This is a genomic window from Methyloversatilis discipulorum (genome assembly GCF_000385375.1).
Classification (GTDB): Bacteria; Pseudomonadota; Gammaproteobacteria; order Burkholderiales; family Rhodocyclaceae; genus Methyloversatilis; species Methyloversatilis discipulorum_A.
In genome coordinates this window covers 1078102-1094663 of the sequence record NZ_ARVV01000001.1, presented here as the reverse complement: position 1 = coordinate 1094663, position 16562 = coordinate 1078102, and the positions used below count along the sequence as shown (strand labels likewise).

Here is a 16562-nt window from a genome sequence, read left to right as displayed (position 1 = left end):
GAAGTCCGCCGGGCAACCGCGGCGCGCAAGCGCGGAGGAAAGTCCGGGCCCCGCAGAGCAGGATGCCGGCTAACGGCCGGGCGCAGCAAGCCGCGTGAAAGCGCGGCCCAAGGCGACGGAAAGTGGAACAGAAAACATACCGCCGATGGCCGCAAGGCACAGGCAAGGTTGAAATGGTGCGCCTTCGGGCGGGCGGCAACGCCGGGTAAGAGCCCACCGCGTGTGCGGCAACGTGCACGGCATGCAAAACCCCATCCGGGGCAAGGCCAAATAGGGAAGCCATGACGCGGCTCGCGTCGCTTCCGGGTAGGCTGCTCGAGCGGCGTGGTAACACGTCGCCCAGATGAATGGTTGCCGGTGCGTTCGCGCACAACAGAACCCGGCTTACAGGCGGACTTCCACTCCTGCCCGGCCAGCCTCCCGCATTTCCCCCACTCGGCTGCACACCCGCCCCACTTTCGTCCACTTCGCCCCACGAAGCGGCATGGCGCGGGCATCTGTTCACACCGCACATTCAGTTCATTTTCTATCCCATTAAAAACAAAGGGTTTTTATTTCACGACTTTGTGGAATATTACCGCTAAGTCCTTGTTGCAGAAATAGATTTGGCGCATTCCAGCTATTGACCACCCGCTGCTTGATGGCTAAAGTGGAGCAATATTGGATAAAAAGTGGAGTGATTGTGGGAAAGACGACTCTGACCGCCACTCCAGCCCGTCGCTGCTGACGGGCTTACACGGGCACGCGCATGTTCTACGGGACGACCCGCCTCACCATGGATGACAAGCACCGCATCGTCATCCCCGCTCGTCCGCGCAAGAAGCTGATGGACATGTGCGAGGGCGAGATCGTGATGACGGCGCGCACCCGCGAGCACATCCTTCTCTACCCGCTGCCCGAATTCGAGGCTCTGCTCGCCCGCCTCGACCAGCTGCCCGACCTCGATCAGGCCAGCAACGATTTCAAGCTCAGCTTCACCGCCAATGCGCGCGACGAATCCATCGATCGCGCCGGCCGCCTGCTGCTCGGCGCCGACCTGCGCGAACGCGCCGGCCTGACCAAGGGCGTCATGCTGGTCGGCCGCGGCAACCGCTTCGAACTGTGGGACGAAGGCCGCTGGAACGCCGAGGCGGCTGCGCGCGACGCCCGCGAAGGCGCAGTGCCCCTGCCGTCTGAAGTCATCAGTTCCTTCAGGCTCTGAGAATGGTGCCCCCACGCTCACTCCGTTCGCTGCCCCCCGAGGGGGCTGCGCTCGCCCTTGGGACGGCCCGGCGGGCGGCGCTCGTGCCCCCACGCTCACTCCGTTCGCTGCCCTCCGAGGGGTCGGCGCTTCCTTCCTCGCAGAAGTTCGGGCGGGGTTGAGATGGAACACATCCCCGTACTGCTCGCCGAGGCGCTCGACGCACTGGCGGTGCGTCCCGATGGCGTCTACGTCGATGGCACTTTCGGTCGCGGCGGGCACAGCCGCGCGCTGCTCGCGCGCCTGGGTCCGGGTGGCCGGCTGATCGCGCTCGACCGCGATCCGTCGGCCATCGCCGCCGGTCAGGCCATTACCGACCCGCGCTTCACGCTGGTGCACGCGCGCTTTGCGGAAATGGGTGCAGTACTCGAACAACTGGGCGTGCACGGCGTGGATGGCGTGCTGCTCGACATCGGCGTGTCGTCACCGCAGCTCGACGAAGCGGCGCGCGGCATGAGTTTCAGGCAGGACGCACCGCTGGACATGCGCATGGACACCAGCCGGGGCGAAACAGTGGCGCAGTGGCTCGCCCGCGCCGACGAAGCAGACATCAGGGAGGTCATCAGGGACTATGGCGAAGAACGGTTTGCTTCAGCGATTGCAAAGGCGATTGTTGCTGCTCGGAGCGAGCGGCCTGTCGACACCACATACCAGCTTGCCCAGATCGTGGCGGCCGCTGTCCGCACGCGCGAGGCGGGCCAGCATCCGGCGACGCGCAGCTTTCAAGCTCTACGGATTTTCATCAATCAGGAGCTTGAAGAGCTTTCGCTAGTGCTGCCGCAGGCGCTGGCCGCGCTCCGACCGGGCGGCCGGCTGGCGGTGATTTCCTTCCACTCGTTGGAAGACCGCATCGTCAAGCGCTACATGGCCGACCAGGCCTCGCCGCCGCAGCCGCCGCGCAACCTGCCGCTGCGCGCCGACCAGCTGCCTAAGCCGACGATGAAACTGATCGGCCGCTTCCGCGCCGGCAACGACGAAGTCGCGCGCAATCCGCGCGCGCGCAGCGCCACGCTGCGCGTGGCCGAGAAGGTGGCCTGACGTGCTGCGCCTGAACTTCGTACTGATCGCCACGCTGGTCATCAGCGCCATCGCGCTGGTGTCGTCGCAGCACCGCTCGCGCGCGCTGCACACCGAACTCGAGCGCGAGCTCACCCGCATGCGGGTGCTCGAAACCGAGTGGGGTCAGCTGCAGATCGAACAGGGCTCGCTGGCGGCGCACGCGCGCATCGCCAGCCTGGCCGAATCCAAGCTCAAGATGCGCGCGCCGGAACGCGATCGCGTCATCGTCATCGACCCATCCGAGGCCGGACAATGAAGTTCGCCCACAACCCGCTGCTCGCCGAACTGCTGCCCGCCTGGCGCGCCCGCCTGATGCTGGTGGTCATGATGGCGCTGTTCGGCGGTCTGGTTGCCCGCGCCTTCTGGCTGCAGGTGGTCAACGACGAGTTCTATCAGCGCAAGGGCGAGGAACGCTTCTCGCGCGTACTGCCGACGCCGGCTTCGCGCGGCCGCGTGCTCGACCGCAACGAGCAGGTGCTGGCAATGAGCACCCAGGTGTCGGCCATCGTCGCCGAATCGCGCCCGACGCGTACCGATGCCAAGGCCAATCCGCGCGACATCGGCGCCGAGAAGCTCACGCCGGCGCAGATCCGCCAGCTGGCGGATCTGCTCGGCATGGATCACCGCGAGGTCGCGCGCAAGATTCCGGAAAACCGGGGGCGCAGCTACCTGAAGCGGCAGGTGCCACCGGACGTCGCGAAACAGGTGCTGGCACTGAAGCTGCCGGGCATCCGCTCGGAACCCGAATACCGCCGCTACTACCCGCACGGCGAGGTCAGCGCGCACGTGGTCGGCTTCACCGGCATGGACGACAACGGTCTCGAAGGCATCGAACTGGCGATGAACCGTCCGCTCACCGGCAAGGTCGGTTCGCGACGCGTGATCACCGACGCCCGCCGCAACGTGGTCGAGGACGTCGAAGTGCTGGCGCCGCCGCGCGACGGCGGCGACGTGCGGCTGGCCATCGATACCCGTCTGCAGTTCCTGGTGCACAGCCGGCTCAAGCAGGCGGTCAGCGAACACAAGGCACGCGCGGGCAGCGCGGTGGTGGTCGATTCGCGCACCGGCGAAGTGCTGGCGCTGGCCAACTGGCCGACCTACAACCCGAACAACCGCGAACAGCTGTCCGGCCCGCCGCTGCGCAACCGCGCCTTCACCGACACCTACGAACCGGGTTCGACGATCAAGCCCTTCATCGCCGCGATGGCGCTGGAAAGCGGCCGCTACACCTTCGACACGCCAGTCGATTGCGCCGGCAAGCTCACGTTCGGCCGTCACTCGATCGGCGACGCACACCCGCACGGCACGCTCAGTCTGGCCGAGGTGATCCAGAAGTCGTCGAACATCGGCGTGGCCAAGATCGCCGGCACCTTCAAACCGTCCGAAATGTGGCAGACCTACGATCAGCTCGGCTTCGGCTCGCCACTGCGCCTCGGTTTCCCCGGCGAAGCCGGTGGCCGCCTGCGCCCGGCAAGCAGCTGGAAGCCGGTCGAGCAGGCCACGATGTCATACGGCCACGGCATGTCGGTCACGCTGATGCAGATGGCGCGCTCCTATCTCGTATTCGCCCGCGACGGCGACCTGATCCCGCTGTCGCTGACCCGCGTCGACACGCCGCCGATCAACGGCCTGCAGGTGTTCTCGGCACAGACCGCGCGCGAAGTGCGGCGCATGCTCGAAATGGCCGCCGGCGCCGGCGGCACGGCGCCGAAGGCACAGATTCCGGGCTATCGCGTCGCTGGCAAGACCGGTACCGCACACAAGCTCGAAGGCGGCAGCTACGCGAACAAGTACATCGCGTCCTTCGTCGGCTTCGCGCCGGTGTCCGACCCCCGCTACATCGTTGCGGTGATGATCGACGAACCGTCCAACGGCATGCACTACGGCGGTCAGGTCGCCGCCCCGGTGTTCTCCGACATCATGAACGCCACGCTGCGCGCCACCGGCGTACCGCCGGACGCACCGGTACCGGTGCTGCAGATGGCGCGCAACAGCGCCACCGGCAAGGAGGGCTGGTGAGCACCGTCAGCGCTTCCGCCGTCATCGCCCGCGTGCGCGACACGCTGTCGCGCCGCGGCGTCGTGCCGCGCGCGCTGCGCGCCGATTCGCGTCAGGTGCAGGCGGGCGACCTCTTCTTCGCCCTGCCCGGCCAACGCACCGACGGCCGTCGCTTCATCGACGCCGCCATCGAGCGCGGTGCCTGCGCGGTGCTGTGCGAAGCGGGCGGTGCGCCGACAGCCGCCGCAGTGCCGGTGATCGAGGTCGCTTCGCTGCGCAGTCACGCCGGCGCGCTCGCCGACGATCTGCTCGACCGCCCCTCCTCCGCACTTCACGTGATCGGCATCACCGGCACCAACGGCAAGACCTCGGTCAGTCAGTGGGTCGCCCAGGCCATGGATCTGCTCGGCACCCGCTGCGGCGTCATCGGCACGCTGGGCAGCGGTCTGCCCGGCCAGCTGTCGGAATCGCTCAACACCACGCCGGACGTGGTCAGCGTGCACCAGACCCTGGCCGACCTGCGTGCTGCGGGCGCCAGCGCCTGCGCGATGGAAGTGTCGTCGATCGGCCTCGACCAGGGACGCATCGACGGCGTCCGGATCCACACCGCAGTGTTCACCAACCTGACCCGCGACCACCTCGACTATCACCCGGACATGCAGCATTACGCGGCCGCGAAGGCCACCCTGTTCTCCCACCCCGGCCTGTGTGCCGGGGTGATCAATACCGACGACGCTTTCGGCCGCTCGCTGGCCGGCGAAGTCGCCGCGCGGCTGCCGGTCACCGGCTGCGCGCTCGACGCCGAGCTTCCGCCCGGCGTGCACGGACTGCGCGCCCACAACGCCGATCTGGCGTACGGCCTGCGCTTCGACATCGAGCACGGCAACGAGCGGGCGCATGTCGACGCCGCCCTGGTCGGTCGCTTCAACATCCAGAACCTGCTCGCCGTCACCGGCAGCCTGCTGCATGCCGGCGTATCGCTGGCCGATGCCGCACGCGTCGCCGGGCAACTGCTGCCGCCGCCCGGCCGCATGCAGCGGCTCGGCGGCCATGGCGAGCCGCTGGTCGTGGTCGACTACGCACACACGCCGGACGCACTGGAGCAGGCTCTGCGCGCGCTGCAGCCGGTGGCCGAAGCACGGCGCGGCAGACTGCTGTGCGTGTTCGGCTGCGGCGGCGACCGCGATCCAGGCAAGCGGCCGCTGATGGGCGCCGTCGCCTACGAACACGCTGCCCGCACCTGGATCACCTCGGACAATCCGCGCAGCGAAAACCCGGATGCCATCCTCGACGACATCGCCGCCGGGCTGCCGGCCTGTGCCGACGTGCTGCGCGAGGTCGATCGCGCGCTCGCGATACGCGCCGCCATCAGCACCGCCGACGCACGCGACGTCGTGCTGATCGCCGGCAAGGGACACGAGCACTATCAGGAACGCATGGGCGTGCGCACGCCCTGGTCCGACGCCGACCAGGCCGCTGCCGCCCTCGCCGCCCGCGGAGGCGTGCAATGAACGCACTGTGGAAGGCCTCCGACGTCGCTGCGGCCTGCGGCGGCACGCTGAGCGGGCCCGACGTCGACATCGCCGGTTTCTCGACCGACAGCCGCGCGGTGAAGGCCGGCGACCTGTTCGTCGCGCTGCGCGGCGAACGCTTCGACGCGCATGACTTCATCGCCGACGTGCAGACAGCCGGTGCCGCCGCCGCGGTGATCGCCGCCGACTGCGCGCACACCACGGGCACGCTGATCCGTGTCGCCGATACCCGCACCGCACTGGGCGACATCGCCCGCGCCTGGCGCAACCGCTTCACGCTGCCGCTGATCGGCGTCACCGGCAGCAACGGCAAGACGACGGTGAAGGAAATGATCGCCGCCATCCTGCGTGCGCACGCGGTCAGCGTGGGCTGGAATCCGGATGTCGCGGTACTGGCCACGCGCGGCAATCTGAACAACGACATCGGCGTGCCGCTGATGCTGTTCGGCCTGCGCGCGACGCACCGCATGGCGGTGATCGAGATGGGCATGAACCATCCCGGCGAGATCGCGTGGCTGGCCGGCATGGCGAGGCCGACCGTCGCGCTGGTGAACAACGCCCAGCGCGAACACCTCGAATTCATGAACAGCGTGGCCGAAGTTGCACGCGAGAACGGCGACGTGTTCGATGCACTCGGTGCGGACGGCATCGCCGTGGTCAATGCCGACGACGATTTCGCCGGCTACTGGTGCGGCCGCAACGCGGCACGGCGCGTGCTGCGCTTCGGTCTCGACCACGCCGCCGAAGTGTTCGCCACCGCCACGCCGGAAGGCCTGGGCTACCGCCTCGACCTGCGCGGCGCCTTCGGCACCGCCCGCATCGTGCTGCGCGTGCCCGGCCTGCACAACGCACGCAACGCGCTGTGCGCCGCAACTGCCGCGCTGGCTGCGGGTGCCGACATGGCCGCCGTGGTGTGGGCGCTGAACCGCTTCGAAGGCGTCAAGGGCCGCCAGCAGGTACGCGTCGGACTGGCCGGCAGCACGGTGATCGACGACAGTTACAACGCCAACCCCGATTCCGTGCGCGCCGCCATCGACGTACTCGCCTCCGCATCAGGCCGGCGCATCCTGGTGCTCGGCGACATGGGCGAGGTCGGAGACCAGGGCCCCGAATTCCACCGCGAAGCGGGCGCCTATGCGCGCGAACGCGGCATCGACGCGCTGCACGCGCTCGGTGAAGCCACCACGCACGCCGTCGCCGCCTTCGGCACCGGCGCCCTCCACTACGCCGATCACGCCTCGATCGCCGACGCGCTGCGTCCGCAGCTCGACGCCCGCACCACGGTGCTGGTGAAGGGTTCGCGCTTCATGCGCATGGAACGCGTCGCCGAGGCGCTGCTCGCACACACCGGACAGGACAACCATGCTTCTTGAACTTGCCCGCTGGCTGGCGCAGGACATCCGCGCATTCAACGTTTTCAACTACATCACGCTGCGCGCCGTGCTGGCGATGATGAGCTCGCTGGCCATCTGCTGGATGTTCGGCCCGATGCTCATCCGCAAGCTGACCGAGTACAAGATCGGCCAGGCGGTGCGTGACGACGGCCCGAAATCGCATCTGACCAAGGCCGGCACGCCGACCATGGGCGGCGCCCTGATCCTGATCGCGCTCGGTGTCACCACGCTGCTGTGGGCCGACCTGTCGAACCGCTACGTCTGGGTGGTGCTGGTCGTCACGCTGGGCTTCGGCGCCGTGGGCTGGGTGGACGACTGGCGCAAGGTGGTGCATCGCAACCCGAAGGGCCTGCCGGCCAAGCCCAAGTTCTTCTGGTCCTCGGTGTTCGCCGCCGGGGCGGCGGTGTACCTCGGTCTGACCGCCCAGGTACCGGCCCAGCTCGAACTGATCGTGCCCTTTTTCAAGACCGTGGCCTACCCGCTCGGCGCCATCGGCTTCATGGTGCTCACCTACTTCGTCATCGTCGGCACCAGCCACGCAGTGAACCTGACCGACGGCCTCGACGGCCTCGCCACGATGCCGGCCGTAATGGTGAGCGGCGCGCTCGCGATCTTCGCCTACGTCGCCGGCAACGCGGTGTTCTCGCGCTATCTGGGGGTGCCCTTCATTCCCGGCGCCGGTGAGCTGGCCATCTTCTGCGGCGCGCTGTGCGGCGCCGGTCTCGGCTTCCTGTGGTTCAACGCCTACCCGGCCGAAGTGTTCATGGGCGACGTCGGCGCGCTGGCACTGGGCGCCGCGCTCGGCACCGTGGCGGTGATCGTGCGTCAGGAGATCGTGCTCTTCATCATGGGCGGCCTGTTCGTTGCCGAAACGCTGTCGGTGATGATCCAGGTGCTCTACTTCAAGTGGTCCGGCGGCAAGCGCATCTTCCGCATGGCGCCGCTGCACCACCACTACGAACTGGGCGGCTGGAAGGAAACACAGGTGGTCGTGCGTTTCTGGATCATCACGCTGATGCTGGTTCTGTTCGGCCTCTCCACCCTGAAGCTGCGCTGATGAGCCTTCTCGGAACCAACGTCCTCGTCCTCGGCCTCGGTGAATCCGGCCTGGAAATGACGACCCCCACGCTCACTTCGTTCGCACAGGGTCGGCTTTGCACAGCCGACCCGCTCGGCCTGCGCTGCGCGTGCGCAGCGAAACCCTGGCCTCGCCCCCGCCGGGGGGGCTGCGCTCGCCCTTGGGGCGGCCCGGCGGGCGACGCGATGGAGGCGCGGAAGTGAGTCTCCTCGGCACCCACGTCCTCGTCCTCGGCCTCGGTGAATCCGGCCTGGCCATGGCACGCTGGTGCGCCCGCCAGGGCGCCGAGCTGCGTGTGGCCGACAGCCGTGCCGCGCCGCCCGGGGTCGAGGCGCTGGCACGCGACATTCCGGCGGCTGAACTGCGCTGCGGCCAGTTCGACCACAGCCTGCTCGACGGCATCGCGCTGCTCGCGCTGTCGCCCGGTCTGGCGCCGCACGAACCTCTCGTACAGGAGGCGAAACGCCGCGGCATCGAAGTGGTCGGCGAAATTGAACTGTTCGCGCGCGCGCTGCGCGACCTCGGCTGGCGTGAGCGTACGAAGGTGATCGCCATCACCGGCACCAACGGCAAGACCACGACCACCACGCTGACCGGCGCGCTGTGCCGCGCCTGCGGCCTGGTCACCGAGGTGGCCGGAAATATTTCGCCGGCCGCACTCGACGCTTTGATGCGCGTGCTCGACGCCGGCACGGTGCCCGACGCGTGGGTACTCGAACTGTCGAGCTTCCAGCTCGAAACGACCGACACGCTGGACGCCGACGCAGCCACCGTACTCAACGTGACGCAGGACCACCTCGACCGTCACCCGGGCGGCATGCCTGCCTACGCGGCCGAGAAGGCACGCATCTTCGGCGCGCACACGGTGCAGGTGCTGAACCGCGACGACCCATGGGTGGCGGCGATGCGCCGCGCCAGCGCGCGCGTCATCGCATTCGGCGACGGTGCACCGGCCGCCGGCGACTACGGCCTCGCCGAGCGCGACGGCGTCTGGCTGATGCGCGGTGCAGAGCCGCTGCTGGCACTTGACGACATGAAGCTGGCCGGCCGCCACAACGCACACAACGCGCTCGCCGCGCTCGCGCTGTGCGAGGCGATCGGCCTGCCGCTGGACCGCTGCGTCGGCGCACTGCGTGACTTCACCGGCCTGCCGCACCGCGTCGAAACCGTGCTGGACGCTGGCGGCGTGCGCTTCATCGACGACTCCAAGGGCACCAATGTCGGCGCCACGGTGGCAGCCATCGAAGGGCTTGGCCGACCGCTGGCCATCATCCTCGGCGGCGACGGCAAGGGACAGGACTTCGCCCCGCTGGGCCCGGTATGCGCACGCCACGCGCGCTTCTGCGCGCTGATCGGCCGTGACGCGCCAGCCATCGCCGAAGTGCTCACCGCCCACGGCGTCTCTCACCGCAGCTTCGCCACACTGGAAGAAGCCACCCGCGCCGCCTTCGCCGCCGCGCAGGCGGGCGACGCGGTGCTGCTGTCGCCGGCCTGCGCCAGCCTCGACATGTTCCGCAACTACGCACACCGCGCCGAGGTGTTCATCACCGAAGCGCGTCGCATCGCGGCCGAAGGAGCGCGCTCATGAGCGGCAGCATGCGACTTGATTCGTCGCGCTTCGGCGAGTCGCCGAAACCGGCCGAACTCGACCCCTGGCTGCTGTGGCCGGCGGTCGCGCTGCTGCTGATCGGTCTTGTCATGGTGTACTCGGCGTCGATCGCCGTCGCCGACAGCAGCCGCTTCACCGGCAACAAGCAGGAGTTCTTCCTGATCCGCCAGGCGGTGTTCCTCGCCATCGGCGGCGTTGCGGCGCTGATGGCCTTTCAGGTGCCGATCCGCACCTGGCAGGCGTGGTCGATGTGGCTCTTCCTCGGCGGCATCGTGCTGCTGGTACTGGTGATGATTCCGGGCATCGGCAGCGTGGTGAACAACTCGCGCCGCTGGATCAACCTGGGCCCGGTGAACCTGCAGCCGTCCGAACTGGTGAAGCTGTTCACCGTGCTCTACGCGGCCAGCTACATCGTGCGCCGGCTGCCGGAGATGCACTCCTTCCGTCGCGCCTTCGTGCCGATGACCCTGGTCATCCTGCTGGTCGGCGCACTGCTGGTGGCCGAACCCGACTACGGCGCCTTCGTCGTCATCGTGCTGATCGCCTTCGGCATGCTTTTCCTCGGCGGCATCAACGGCAAGCTGTTCTTCTCGCTGGGCGTGGTGGCGCTGGTCGGCTTCGCGCTGATCATCCGCTTCAACGAACTGCGCTGGGGCCGCTTCATCGCCTTTCTCGATCCGTTCAACAACGACCCGCTGGGCAAGGGCTACCAGCTCACGCACTCGCTGATCGCCTTTGGCCGTGGCGAGTGGTTCGGCGTCGGCCTCGGCGGCAGCGTCGAGAAGCTGCTCTACCTGCCCGAAGCGCACACCGACTTCCTGCTGGCCGTGATCGGCGAGGAACTGGGGCTGGTCGGCGTGGCAACCGTGATCGGCCTGTTCGCGCTGGTGGTGCACCGTGCCTTCGCCATCGGCCGGCGCGCCCTGCTGCTCGAACGCGCCTACGCCGGGCTGGTCGCCCAGGGCGTCGGCATCTGGTTCGGCGTGCAGGCCTTCATCAACATGGGTGTGAACGTGGGCATCCTGCCGACCAAGGGGCTGACGCTGCCGCTGATGAGTTACGGCGGCTCGGGCATCCTGGTCAATTGCGTCGCGCTGGCCATCCTGCTGCGCATCGACTGGGAGAACCGTCGATGAGCGGCACCGCGCTGATCATGGCGGGCGGCACCGGCGGCCACATCTACCCGGGCCTCGCGGTGGCCGACGAACTGCGCGCGCGCGGCTGGCGCATCGTCTGGCTGGGCAACGCAGACGGCATGGAAGCGCGCATCGTGCCGCCGCGCGGTTACGAACTGCAGAGCATCCGCTTCACCGCGCTGCGCGGCAAGGGCCTGCTGCGCAAGCTCATGCTGCCGCTCAATCTGCTGCGCGGCTTCTGGCAGGCGCTCGGCGTGCTCGGCCGCGTGAAGCCGCAGGTGGTGCTCGGCCTCGGCGGCTACGTCACCTTCCCCGGCGGCATGATGGCCGCACTGCGCGGCATTCCGCTGGTGCTGCACGAACAGAATTCGGTCGCCGGACTGGCCAACCGCGTGCTGGCCGGCGTCGCCGACCGCGTGCTCGGCGGCTTTCCGGATGCACTGCCGAAAGCCGAGTGGACCGGCAATCCGGTGCGCGCCGACATCGCCGCGCTGCCGTCACCGGCCGAGCGCTTCGCTGGTCGCAGCGGCCCGCTGAACATCCTGGTGGTCGGCGGCAGCCTGGGCGCCCAGGTGCTGAACGACACGGTGCCGCAGGCACTGGCGCAGATTCCCGAAACCGAGCGCCCGCAGGTGATCCACCAGGCAGGCGAACGCAATATGCCGGCGCTCGAGGCAGCCTACGCTGCGGCAGGCGTCCGCGGCACGCTGCAGCCCTTCATCCAGGACATGGCCGGCGCCTACGCGCAGGCCGACCTGGTCATCTGCCGCGCCGGCGCGCTCACTGTCGCCGAACTGGCGGCAGCCGGCGTCGCCTCGGTGCTGGTGCCGCTGCCGCACGCGGTCGATGACCACCAGACCGGCAACGCGCGCTTTCTCTCCGACGCCGGAGCGGCCGAACTGATGCCGCAGACGGCGCTGAATGCCGGCGCGCTGGCCACCTTCATCCGTTCGCTCGACCGCGCCCGCCTGCTCGACATGGCGCAGCGCGCCCGCGCCCTCGCCCGCCCCGGCGCGACCGCCCAGGTGGCCGACATCTGCGCAGCACTCGCGCAAGGACAACAGAAATGAAACACAAGATCAGCCACATCCATTTCATCGGTATCGGCGGATCCGGCATGAGCGGCATCGCCGAAGTCCTGCTGAACCAGGGTTACGTGGTCAGCGGTTCGGACATCGCCGACAACGCGGTCACGCGCCGCCTCGCCGCGCTGGGCGCCCGCGTGGTGCAGGGTCACGCCGCCGACAACATCGCCGGTGCCGACGCGGTGGTCACCTCGACTGCGGTCAGCGCCGACAACCCCGAAGTCGTACGCGCACGCGAGCGGCAGATTCCCATCGTGCCGCGTGCGCAGATGCTGGCCGAACTGATGCGCATCAAGCAGGGTGTAGCGGTCGCCGGCACCCACGGCAAGACCACCACCACCTCGCTGATTGCCAGCTGCCTGGCCGAAGGCGGACTGGACCCGACCTTCGTCATCGGCGGCCGGCTCAATTCGGCCGGTGCCAATGCGCGCCTGGGCACCGGCGAGTTCCTGGTGGCCGAAGCCGACGAGTCTGACGCCTCCTTCCTGTTCCTGTCGCCGGTCGTGTCGGTCGTGACGAATATCGACGCCGACCACATGGACACCTATGGCCACGACTTCTCGAAACTGAAGCAGGCCTTCGTCGACTTCCTGAACCGTCTGCCCTTCTATGGCGTCGCGGTGCTGTGCGCTGACGATGCGAATGTGCGCGACATCATTCCGCAGGTGCCGAAACAGATCATCCGCTACGGCCTCGATCCGAATGCCCAGGTGCGCGCCGAGAACGTGCGGGCCGACGGCACCCGGATGATCTTCGACGCAGTACGCGTCAATGGCACGACCACCCGCATTCCGGTCGAGCTGAACCTGCCCGGCCTGCACAACGTGCGCAACGCGCTGGCCGCGATCGCCGTGGCCAACGAGGTCGGCGTGTCGGACGACGCCATCGTCCGCGCGCTCGGCGAATTCAAGGGCGTCGGCCGCCGTTTCACCCGGCACGGCGAAATCGCGCTGCCGGCCGGCGGCAGCTTCACGCTGGTCGACGACTACGGCCATCACCCGGTCGAAATGGCCGCCACGCTCGAAGCGGCGCGCGGCGCCTACCCCGGCCGGCGCATCGTGCTGGCCTTCCAGCCGCACCGCTACACGCGCACCCGCGACTGCTTCGAAGACTTCGTGCGCGTGCTGTCGGGCGCCGACGCGGTGGTGCTGACCGAAGTCTATGCCGCCGGCGAAGCGCCCATCGTCGCCGCCGACGGCCGGGCGCTGGCGCGCGCGCTGCGCGTCGCCGGCAAGGTCGAACCGGTATTCGTCGAAGACATCAACGAGTTGCCGCAGACCCTGCTCGACACGGTACGCGACGGCGACGTCGTGCTCGGCATGGGCGCGGGCTCCATCGGGCAACTGCCCACAAAATTCGCACAGGACATCCAGAAATGAGTACCCACGACACCGCCGCACTGGGCAAGGTCGCCGTGCTGTTCGGCGGCAGCTCCGCCGAACGCGAAATCTCCATCATGTCGGGCAGTGCGGTGCTGGCCGCGCTGCAGGAACAGGGCGTGGACGCCCACGCCTTCGATCCGGCCGAGCGCGACCTGTGGGAACTGAAGCGCGACGGCTTCGACCGCGCCTTCATCGCGCTGCACGGCCGCGGTGGCGAGGACGGCACGATACAGGGCGCGCTCGAATGCCTCGGCATTCCCTATACCGGCAGCGGCGTGATGGCGTCGGCGATCGGCATGGACAAGTGGCGCACGAAGATGGTGTGGCTGTCGGCCGGCCTGCCGACGCCGCGCTACAAGCTGCTGCACGCCGGCAGCGATTTCCGCGCCGTGGCGAACGAACTCGGATTGCCGCTGTTCGTGAAGCCGGCACGCGAAGGCTCCAGCGTCGGCGCCACCAAGGTCACCCGCATCGAGGATCTCGAAGGCGCCTACGAGAAGGCCGCGCGCTGCGATCCGCTGGTGCTGGCAGAACAGTTCATCAGCGGCCGCGAGCTGACCGCGCCCTTCCTCGGCGACATGGCACTGCCGCTGATCCGTATCGAAGCGCCGCAGGGCAACTACGACTACCAGAACAAGTACTTCACCGACGACGTGAAGTACCACTGCCCGAGCGGGCTGGACGCCGACCTCGAACAGGAGATCCAGGATCTGGTGATGCGCGCTGCGCGGCTGATCGACTGCCGCGGCTGGGGCCGCGCCGACCTGATGCTGGGCGAGGACGGCCGCCCCTGGCTGCTCGAAATCAACACCTCTCCGGGCATGACTTCGCACTCCTTGGTGCCGATGGCCGCACGTGCGGTCGGCATCGAGTTCGGCGAACTGTGCCTGCGCATCCTGGAGTCGGCCCGCCTTGGCTAAAAAGCCCTCAGCGCGCAACAAGGCCACGCAGCGCCGCGACGACGGCGGCCTGTGGGACAGCCCGCGCGCGCTGACGATGATCGCCGATGTGATCCTGCTGCTGGCGAGTGCGGCGATCGGCTATGCGCTGGTGATCATGGTCACCCGCATGCCGGTGCTGCCGTTGCAGTCGGTGACGCTGACGCGCGCACCGGCCAACGTGAGTGCCGCGCAGATCGAGGACGCCGCGCGGCGCGCCGTCACCGGCAGCTTTCTCACCACCGACATCGAGCGCGCACGCACCGTGTTCGAAAGCCTGCCCTGGGTGCGCCACGCCACGGTGCGCCGGGTGTGGCCCGGCTCGCTGGAAATCGACATCGAGGAGCACGTTGCGGTCGCACGCTGGTGGGTGCCGCCGAACGTGCCGGCGCGCATGGTCAATGCCCAGGGCGAACTGTTCGTGGCCGAACACGAAGCGGCACTGCCGCTGTTCATCGGGCCGGACGAGGACTCGGCCAGCATGCTGGCCCGCCACCTCGAATGGAGCGATCTGCTGGCGCCGATGGAGCGGCAGATCAACAAGCTCGTGCTGACGCGCCGCCAGGCCTGGCAGTTGCAGCTCGACGACGGAACGCGGCTCGAGCTCGGTCGCGAGGAGGAGAAGTCGCCGATCGCCGAACGGCTCGCGCGCTACGTCAATACCCAGCCGGAAATCCTGCGCCGCGGCGCGCAGAAAGTGATCTACGCCGATCTGCGCTACCCGAACGGCTACGCAATACGAATGAGCAGCACTGAACACCAGGACAGACCATGACAAGAGACAGCAAGGACCTCATCGTCGGCCTCGACATCGGCACGTCGAAAATCTCGGCCGTCGTCGCACAACTTGGCAGCGACGGGCGACTCGACATTCTCGGCCTCGCCACCCAGGAGGCGCAGGGCCTGAAGAAGGGTGTCGTGGTCAATATCGAAGCCACCGTAGATTCGATCTCGCGCGTGATCCAGGAGGTCGAGCTGATGGCCGACTGCAAGGTGCGCGAAGTCTTCACCGGCATCGCCGGCAGCCACATCCGCAGCTTCAACTCCAATGGCGTGGTCGCCATCAAGGACAAGGAAGTCACCCGGCTCGACCTCGAACGCGTGGTCGAAACCGCGCGCGCGATGCCGATTCCGGCCGATCAGGAAATCCTGCATACGCTGACCCAGGAATTCATCATCGATGGCCAGGACGGCGTGCGCGAGCCGATAGGCATGAGCGGCAAGCGACTCGAAGTGCGCGTGCACATCGTGACCGGCGCCGTGTCGGCGGCGCAGAACATCATCAAGTGCGTGCGCCGTTGCGGCCTCGAAGTGGTGGACCTCGTGCTGCAGCCGCTGGCCTCCAGCCAGGCCACGCTGTCGGAGGACGAAAAGGATCTGGGCGTCTGCCTGATCGACATCGGCGGCGGTACCACCGACATCGCCATCTTCACCCAGGGAGCGATCCGCCACACGGCCGTGATCCCGATCGCCGGCGACCAGATCACCAACGATATCGCGATGGCCCTGCGCACGCCGACCGCCGAGGCGGAAGACATCAAGCTGCGCTACGGCGTGGCGATGTCGGCACTGGCCGACGCCGAGGACATGATCGAAGTGCCGGGCATTGGCGACCGCGGCCCGCGCCGCATGTCGCGTCAGGCGCTGGCCGACGTGATCGAGCCACGCGTGTCGGAACTGTTCGAACTGGTGCAGGCCGAGCTGCGACGCAGCGGCTACGAGGAACTGCTGTCGTCCGGCGTCGTGCTGACCGGCGGCAGCGCAACCATGCGCGGCATGGCGGATCTGGCCGAGGACGTGTTCCACCTGCCGTCGCGCGTCGGCGTGCCCGAATGCAGCGGCAACCTCGCCGACGTGGTGCGCCATCCGCGTTACGCGGCAGCGATCGGACTGGTGATGGAAGGCGCTGCGCAGCGTCGTCGCGGGCAGGTTGCGCGCGAAACGAGGAACGTACGTCAGGTGCTGGCCAACATGCGCTCCTGGTTCGAAAGAAATTTCTGAAATTCGGGACGCAAACGGCATCTACGGCATGCGTTGCACTAAGTTTAGTCGTATACTTGCGCGCAATCACTAAATCTAGTGGTGGCGCGCGTTTTGTAGCCATAAGAGCC

General features: G+C 68.1%; 14 protein-coding genes and 1 other RNA gene. All 15 read left to right on the top strand.

The window, feature by feature from the left end; translation table 11 throughout:
* Window positions 1-403: RNase P RNA component class A (rnpB, locus tag METRZ18153_RS20425), an RNA gene on the top strand.
* Between the two features lie 345 nt (window positions 404-748).
* Window positions 749-1201 carry a division/cell wall cluster transcriptional repressor MraZ gene (gene mraZ / locus METRZ18153_RS0105220; RefSeq protein WP_020163730.1) on the top strand — a complete coding sequence of 151 codons (453 nt, stop codon included), beginning with the start codon at window positions 749-751 and terminating at the stop codon, window positions 1199-1201.
* A 162-nt stretch (window positions 1202-1363) separates the two neighbouring features.
* Window positions 1364-2278, top strand: coding sequence for a 16S rRNA (cytosine(1402)-N(4))-methyltransferase RsmH (rsmH, locus tag METRZ18153_RS0105215; RefSeq protein WP_020163729.1), 915 nt, complete (start codon window positions 1364-1366; stop codon window positions 2276-2278).
* Between the two features lies 1 nt (window position 2279).
* Window positions 2280-2555 (top strand): cell division protein FtsL, encoded by a 276-nt coding sequence (ftsL, locus tag METRZ18153_RS0105210; protein ID WP_020163728.1) that lies wholly within the window; start codon window positions 2280-2282, stop codon window positions 2553-2555.
* A complete protein-coding gene (locus METRZ18153_RS0105205) occupies window positions 2552-4318 on the top strand; it encodes a peptidoglycan D,D-transpeptidase FtsI family protein (protein WP_020163727.1) in 1767 nt (588 codons plus the stop codon). Before ftsL ends, METRZ18153_RS0105205 begins: the two co-directional genes overlap by 4 nt.
* Entirely contained in the window at window positions 4315-5808 is a 1494-nt protein-coding gene (locus METRZ18153_RS0105200) for a UDP-N-acetylmuramoyl-L-alanyl-D-glutamate--2,6-diaminopimelate ligase (RefSeq protein WP_020163726.1), read from the top strand. Before METRZ18153_RS0105205 ends, METRZ18153_RS0105200 begins: the two co-directional genes overlap by 4 nt.
* The gene (locus METRZ18153_RS0105195) at window positions 5805-7202 is read left to right on the top strand and encodes a UDP-N-acetylmuramoyl-tripeptide--D-alanyl-D-alanine ligase (protein ID WP_020163725.1); all 1398 of its coding nucleotides are present in this window, start codon (window positions 5805-5807) and stop codon (window positions 7200-7202) included. The genes METRZ18153_RS0105200 and METRZ18153_RS0105195 overlap by 4 nt, the downstream gene beginning before the upstream one ends.
* Window positions 7192-8280 carry a phospho-N-acetylmuramoyl-pentapeptide-transferase gene (mraY, locus tag METRZ18153_RS0105190; protein ID WP_020163724.1) on the top strand — a complete coding sequence of 363 codons (1089 nt, stop codon included), beginning with the start codon at window positions 7192-7194 and terminating at the stop codon, window positions 8278-8280. The genes METRZ18153_RS0105195 and mraY overlap by 11 nt, the downstream gene beginning before the upstream one ends.
* A gap of 220 nt (window positions 8281-8500) precedes the next feature.
* Window positions 8501-9889 carry a UDP-N-acetylmuramoyl-L-alanine--D-glutamate ligase gene (gene murD / locus METRZ18153_RS0105180; RefSeq protein WP_020163722.1) on the top strand — a complete coding sequence of 463 codons (1389 nt, stop codon included), beginning with the start codon at window positions 8501-8503 and terminating at the stop codon, window positions 9887-9889.
* On the top strand, window positions 9886-11046 hold the full coding sequence (gene ftsW / locus METRZ18153_RS0105175) for a putative lipid II flippase FtsW (protein ID WP_020163721.1): 1161 nt from the start codon (window positions 9886-9888) through the stop codon (window positions 11044-11046). Before murD ends, ftsW begins: the two co-directional genes overlap by 4 nt.
* A complete protein-coding gene (gene murG, locus METRZ18153_RS0105170; RefSeq protein ID WP_020163720.1) occupies window positions 11043-12116 on the top strand; it encodes an undecaprenyldiphospho-muramoylpentapeptide beta-N-acetylglucosaminyltransferase in 1074 nt (357 codons plus the stop codon). Before ftsW ends, murG begins: the two co-directional genes overlap by 4 nt.
* Entirely contained in the window at window positions 12113-13510 is a 1398-nt protein-coding gene (gene murC, locus METRZ18153_RS0105165) for a UDP-N-acetylmuramate--L-alanine ligase (protein WP_020163719.1), read from the top strand. Before murG ends, murC begins: the two co-directional genes overlap by 4 nt.
* Window positions 13507-14433, top strand: a complete 927-nt coding sequence (locus tag METRZ18153_RS0105160; RefSeq protein ID WP_019919297.1) for a D-alanine--D-alanine ligase — start codon at window positions 13507-13509, stop codon at window positions 14431-14433. The genes murC and METRZ18153_RS0105160 overlap by 4 nt, the downstream gene beginning before the upstream one ends.
* Window positions 14426-15226, top strand: coding sequence for a cell division protein FtsQ/DivIB (locus tag METRZ18153_RS0105155; protein WP_019919298.1), 801 nt, complete (start codon window positions 14426-14428; stop codon window positions 15224-15226). The genes METRZ18153_RS0105160 and METRZ18153_RS0105155 overlap by 8 nt, the downstream gene beginning before the upstream one ends.
* Complete coding sequence (gene ftsA, locus METRZ18153_RS0105150; RefSeq protein ID WP_019919299.1) at window positions 15223-16452, top strand: cell division protein FtsA; 1230 nt, start codon at window positions 15223-15225, stop codon at window positions 16450-16452. The genes METRZ18153_RS0105155 and ftsA overlap by 4 nt, the downstream gene beginning before the upstream one ends.
* Window positions 16453-16562 lie beyond the last annotated feature (110 nt).

Bases quoted from the DNA above. Each gene is read 5' to 3' on its own strand.
- mraZ (WP_020163730.1), top strand. From the start codon at position 749: ATGTTCTACGGGACGACCCGCCTCACCATGGATGACAAGCACCGCATC.
- ftsA (WP_019919299.1), top strand. From the start codon at position 15,223: ATGACAAGAGACAGCAAGGACCTCATCGTCGGCCTCGACATCGGCACG.
- murG (WP_020163720.1), top strand. From the start codon at position 11,043: ATGAGCGGCACCGCGCTGATCATGGCGGGCGGCACCGGCGGCCACATC.
- rsmH (WP_020163729.1), top strand. From the start codon at position 1,364: ATGGAACACATCCCCGTACTGCTCGCCGAGGCGCTCGACGCACTGGCG.
- METRZ18153_RS0105205 (WP_020163727.1), top strand. From the start codon at position 2,552: ATGAAGTTCGCCCACAACCCGCTGCTCGCCGAACTGCTGCCCGCCTGG.
- ftsW (WP_020163721.1), top strand. From the start codon at position 9,886: ATGAGCGGCAGCATGCGACTTGATTCGTCGCGCTTCGGCGAGTCGCCG.
- murC (WP_020163719.1), top strand. From the start codon at position 12,113: ATGAAACACAAGATCAGCCACATCCATTTCATCGGTATCGGCGGATCC.
- METRZ18153_RS0105195 (WP_020163725.1), top strand. From the start codon at position 5,805: ATGAACGCACTGTGGAAGGCCTCCGACGTCGCTGCGGCCTGCGGCGGC.
- mraY (WP_020163724.1), top strand. From the start codon at position 7,192: ATGCTTCTTGAACTTGCCCGCTGGCTGGCGCAGGACATCCGCGCATTC.
- METRZ18153_RS0105160 (WP_019919297.1), top strand. From the start codon at position 13,507: ATGAGTACCCACGACACCGCCGCACTGGGCAAGGTCGCCGTGCTGTTC.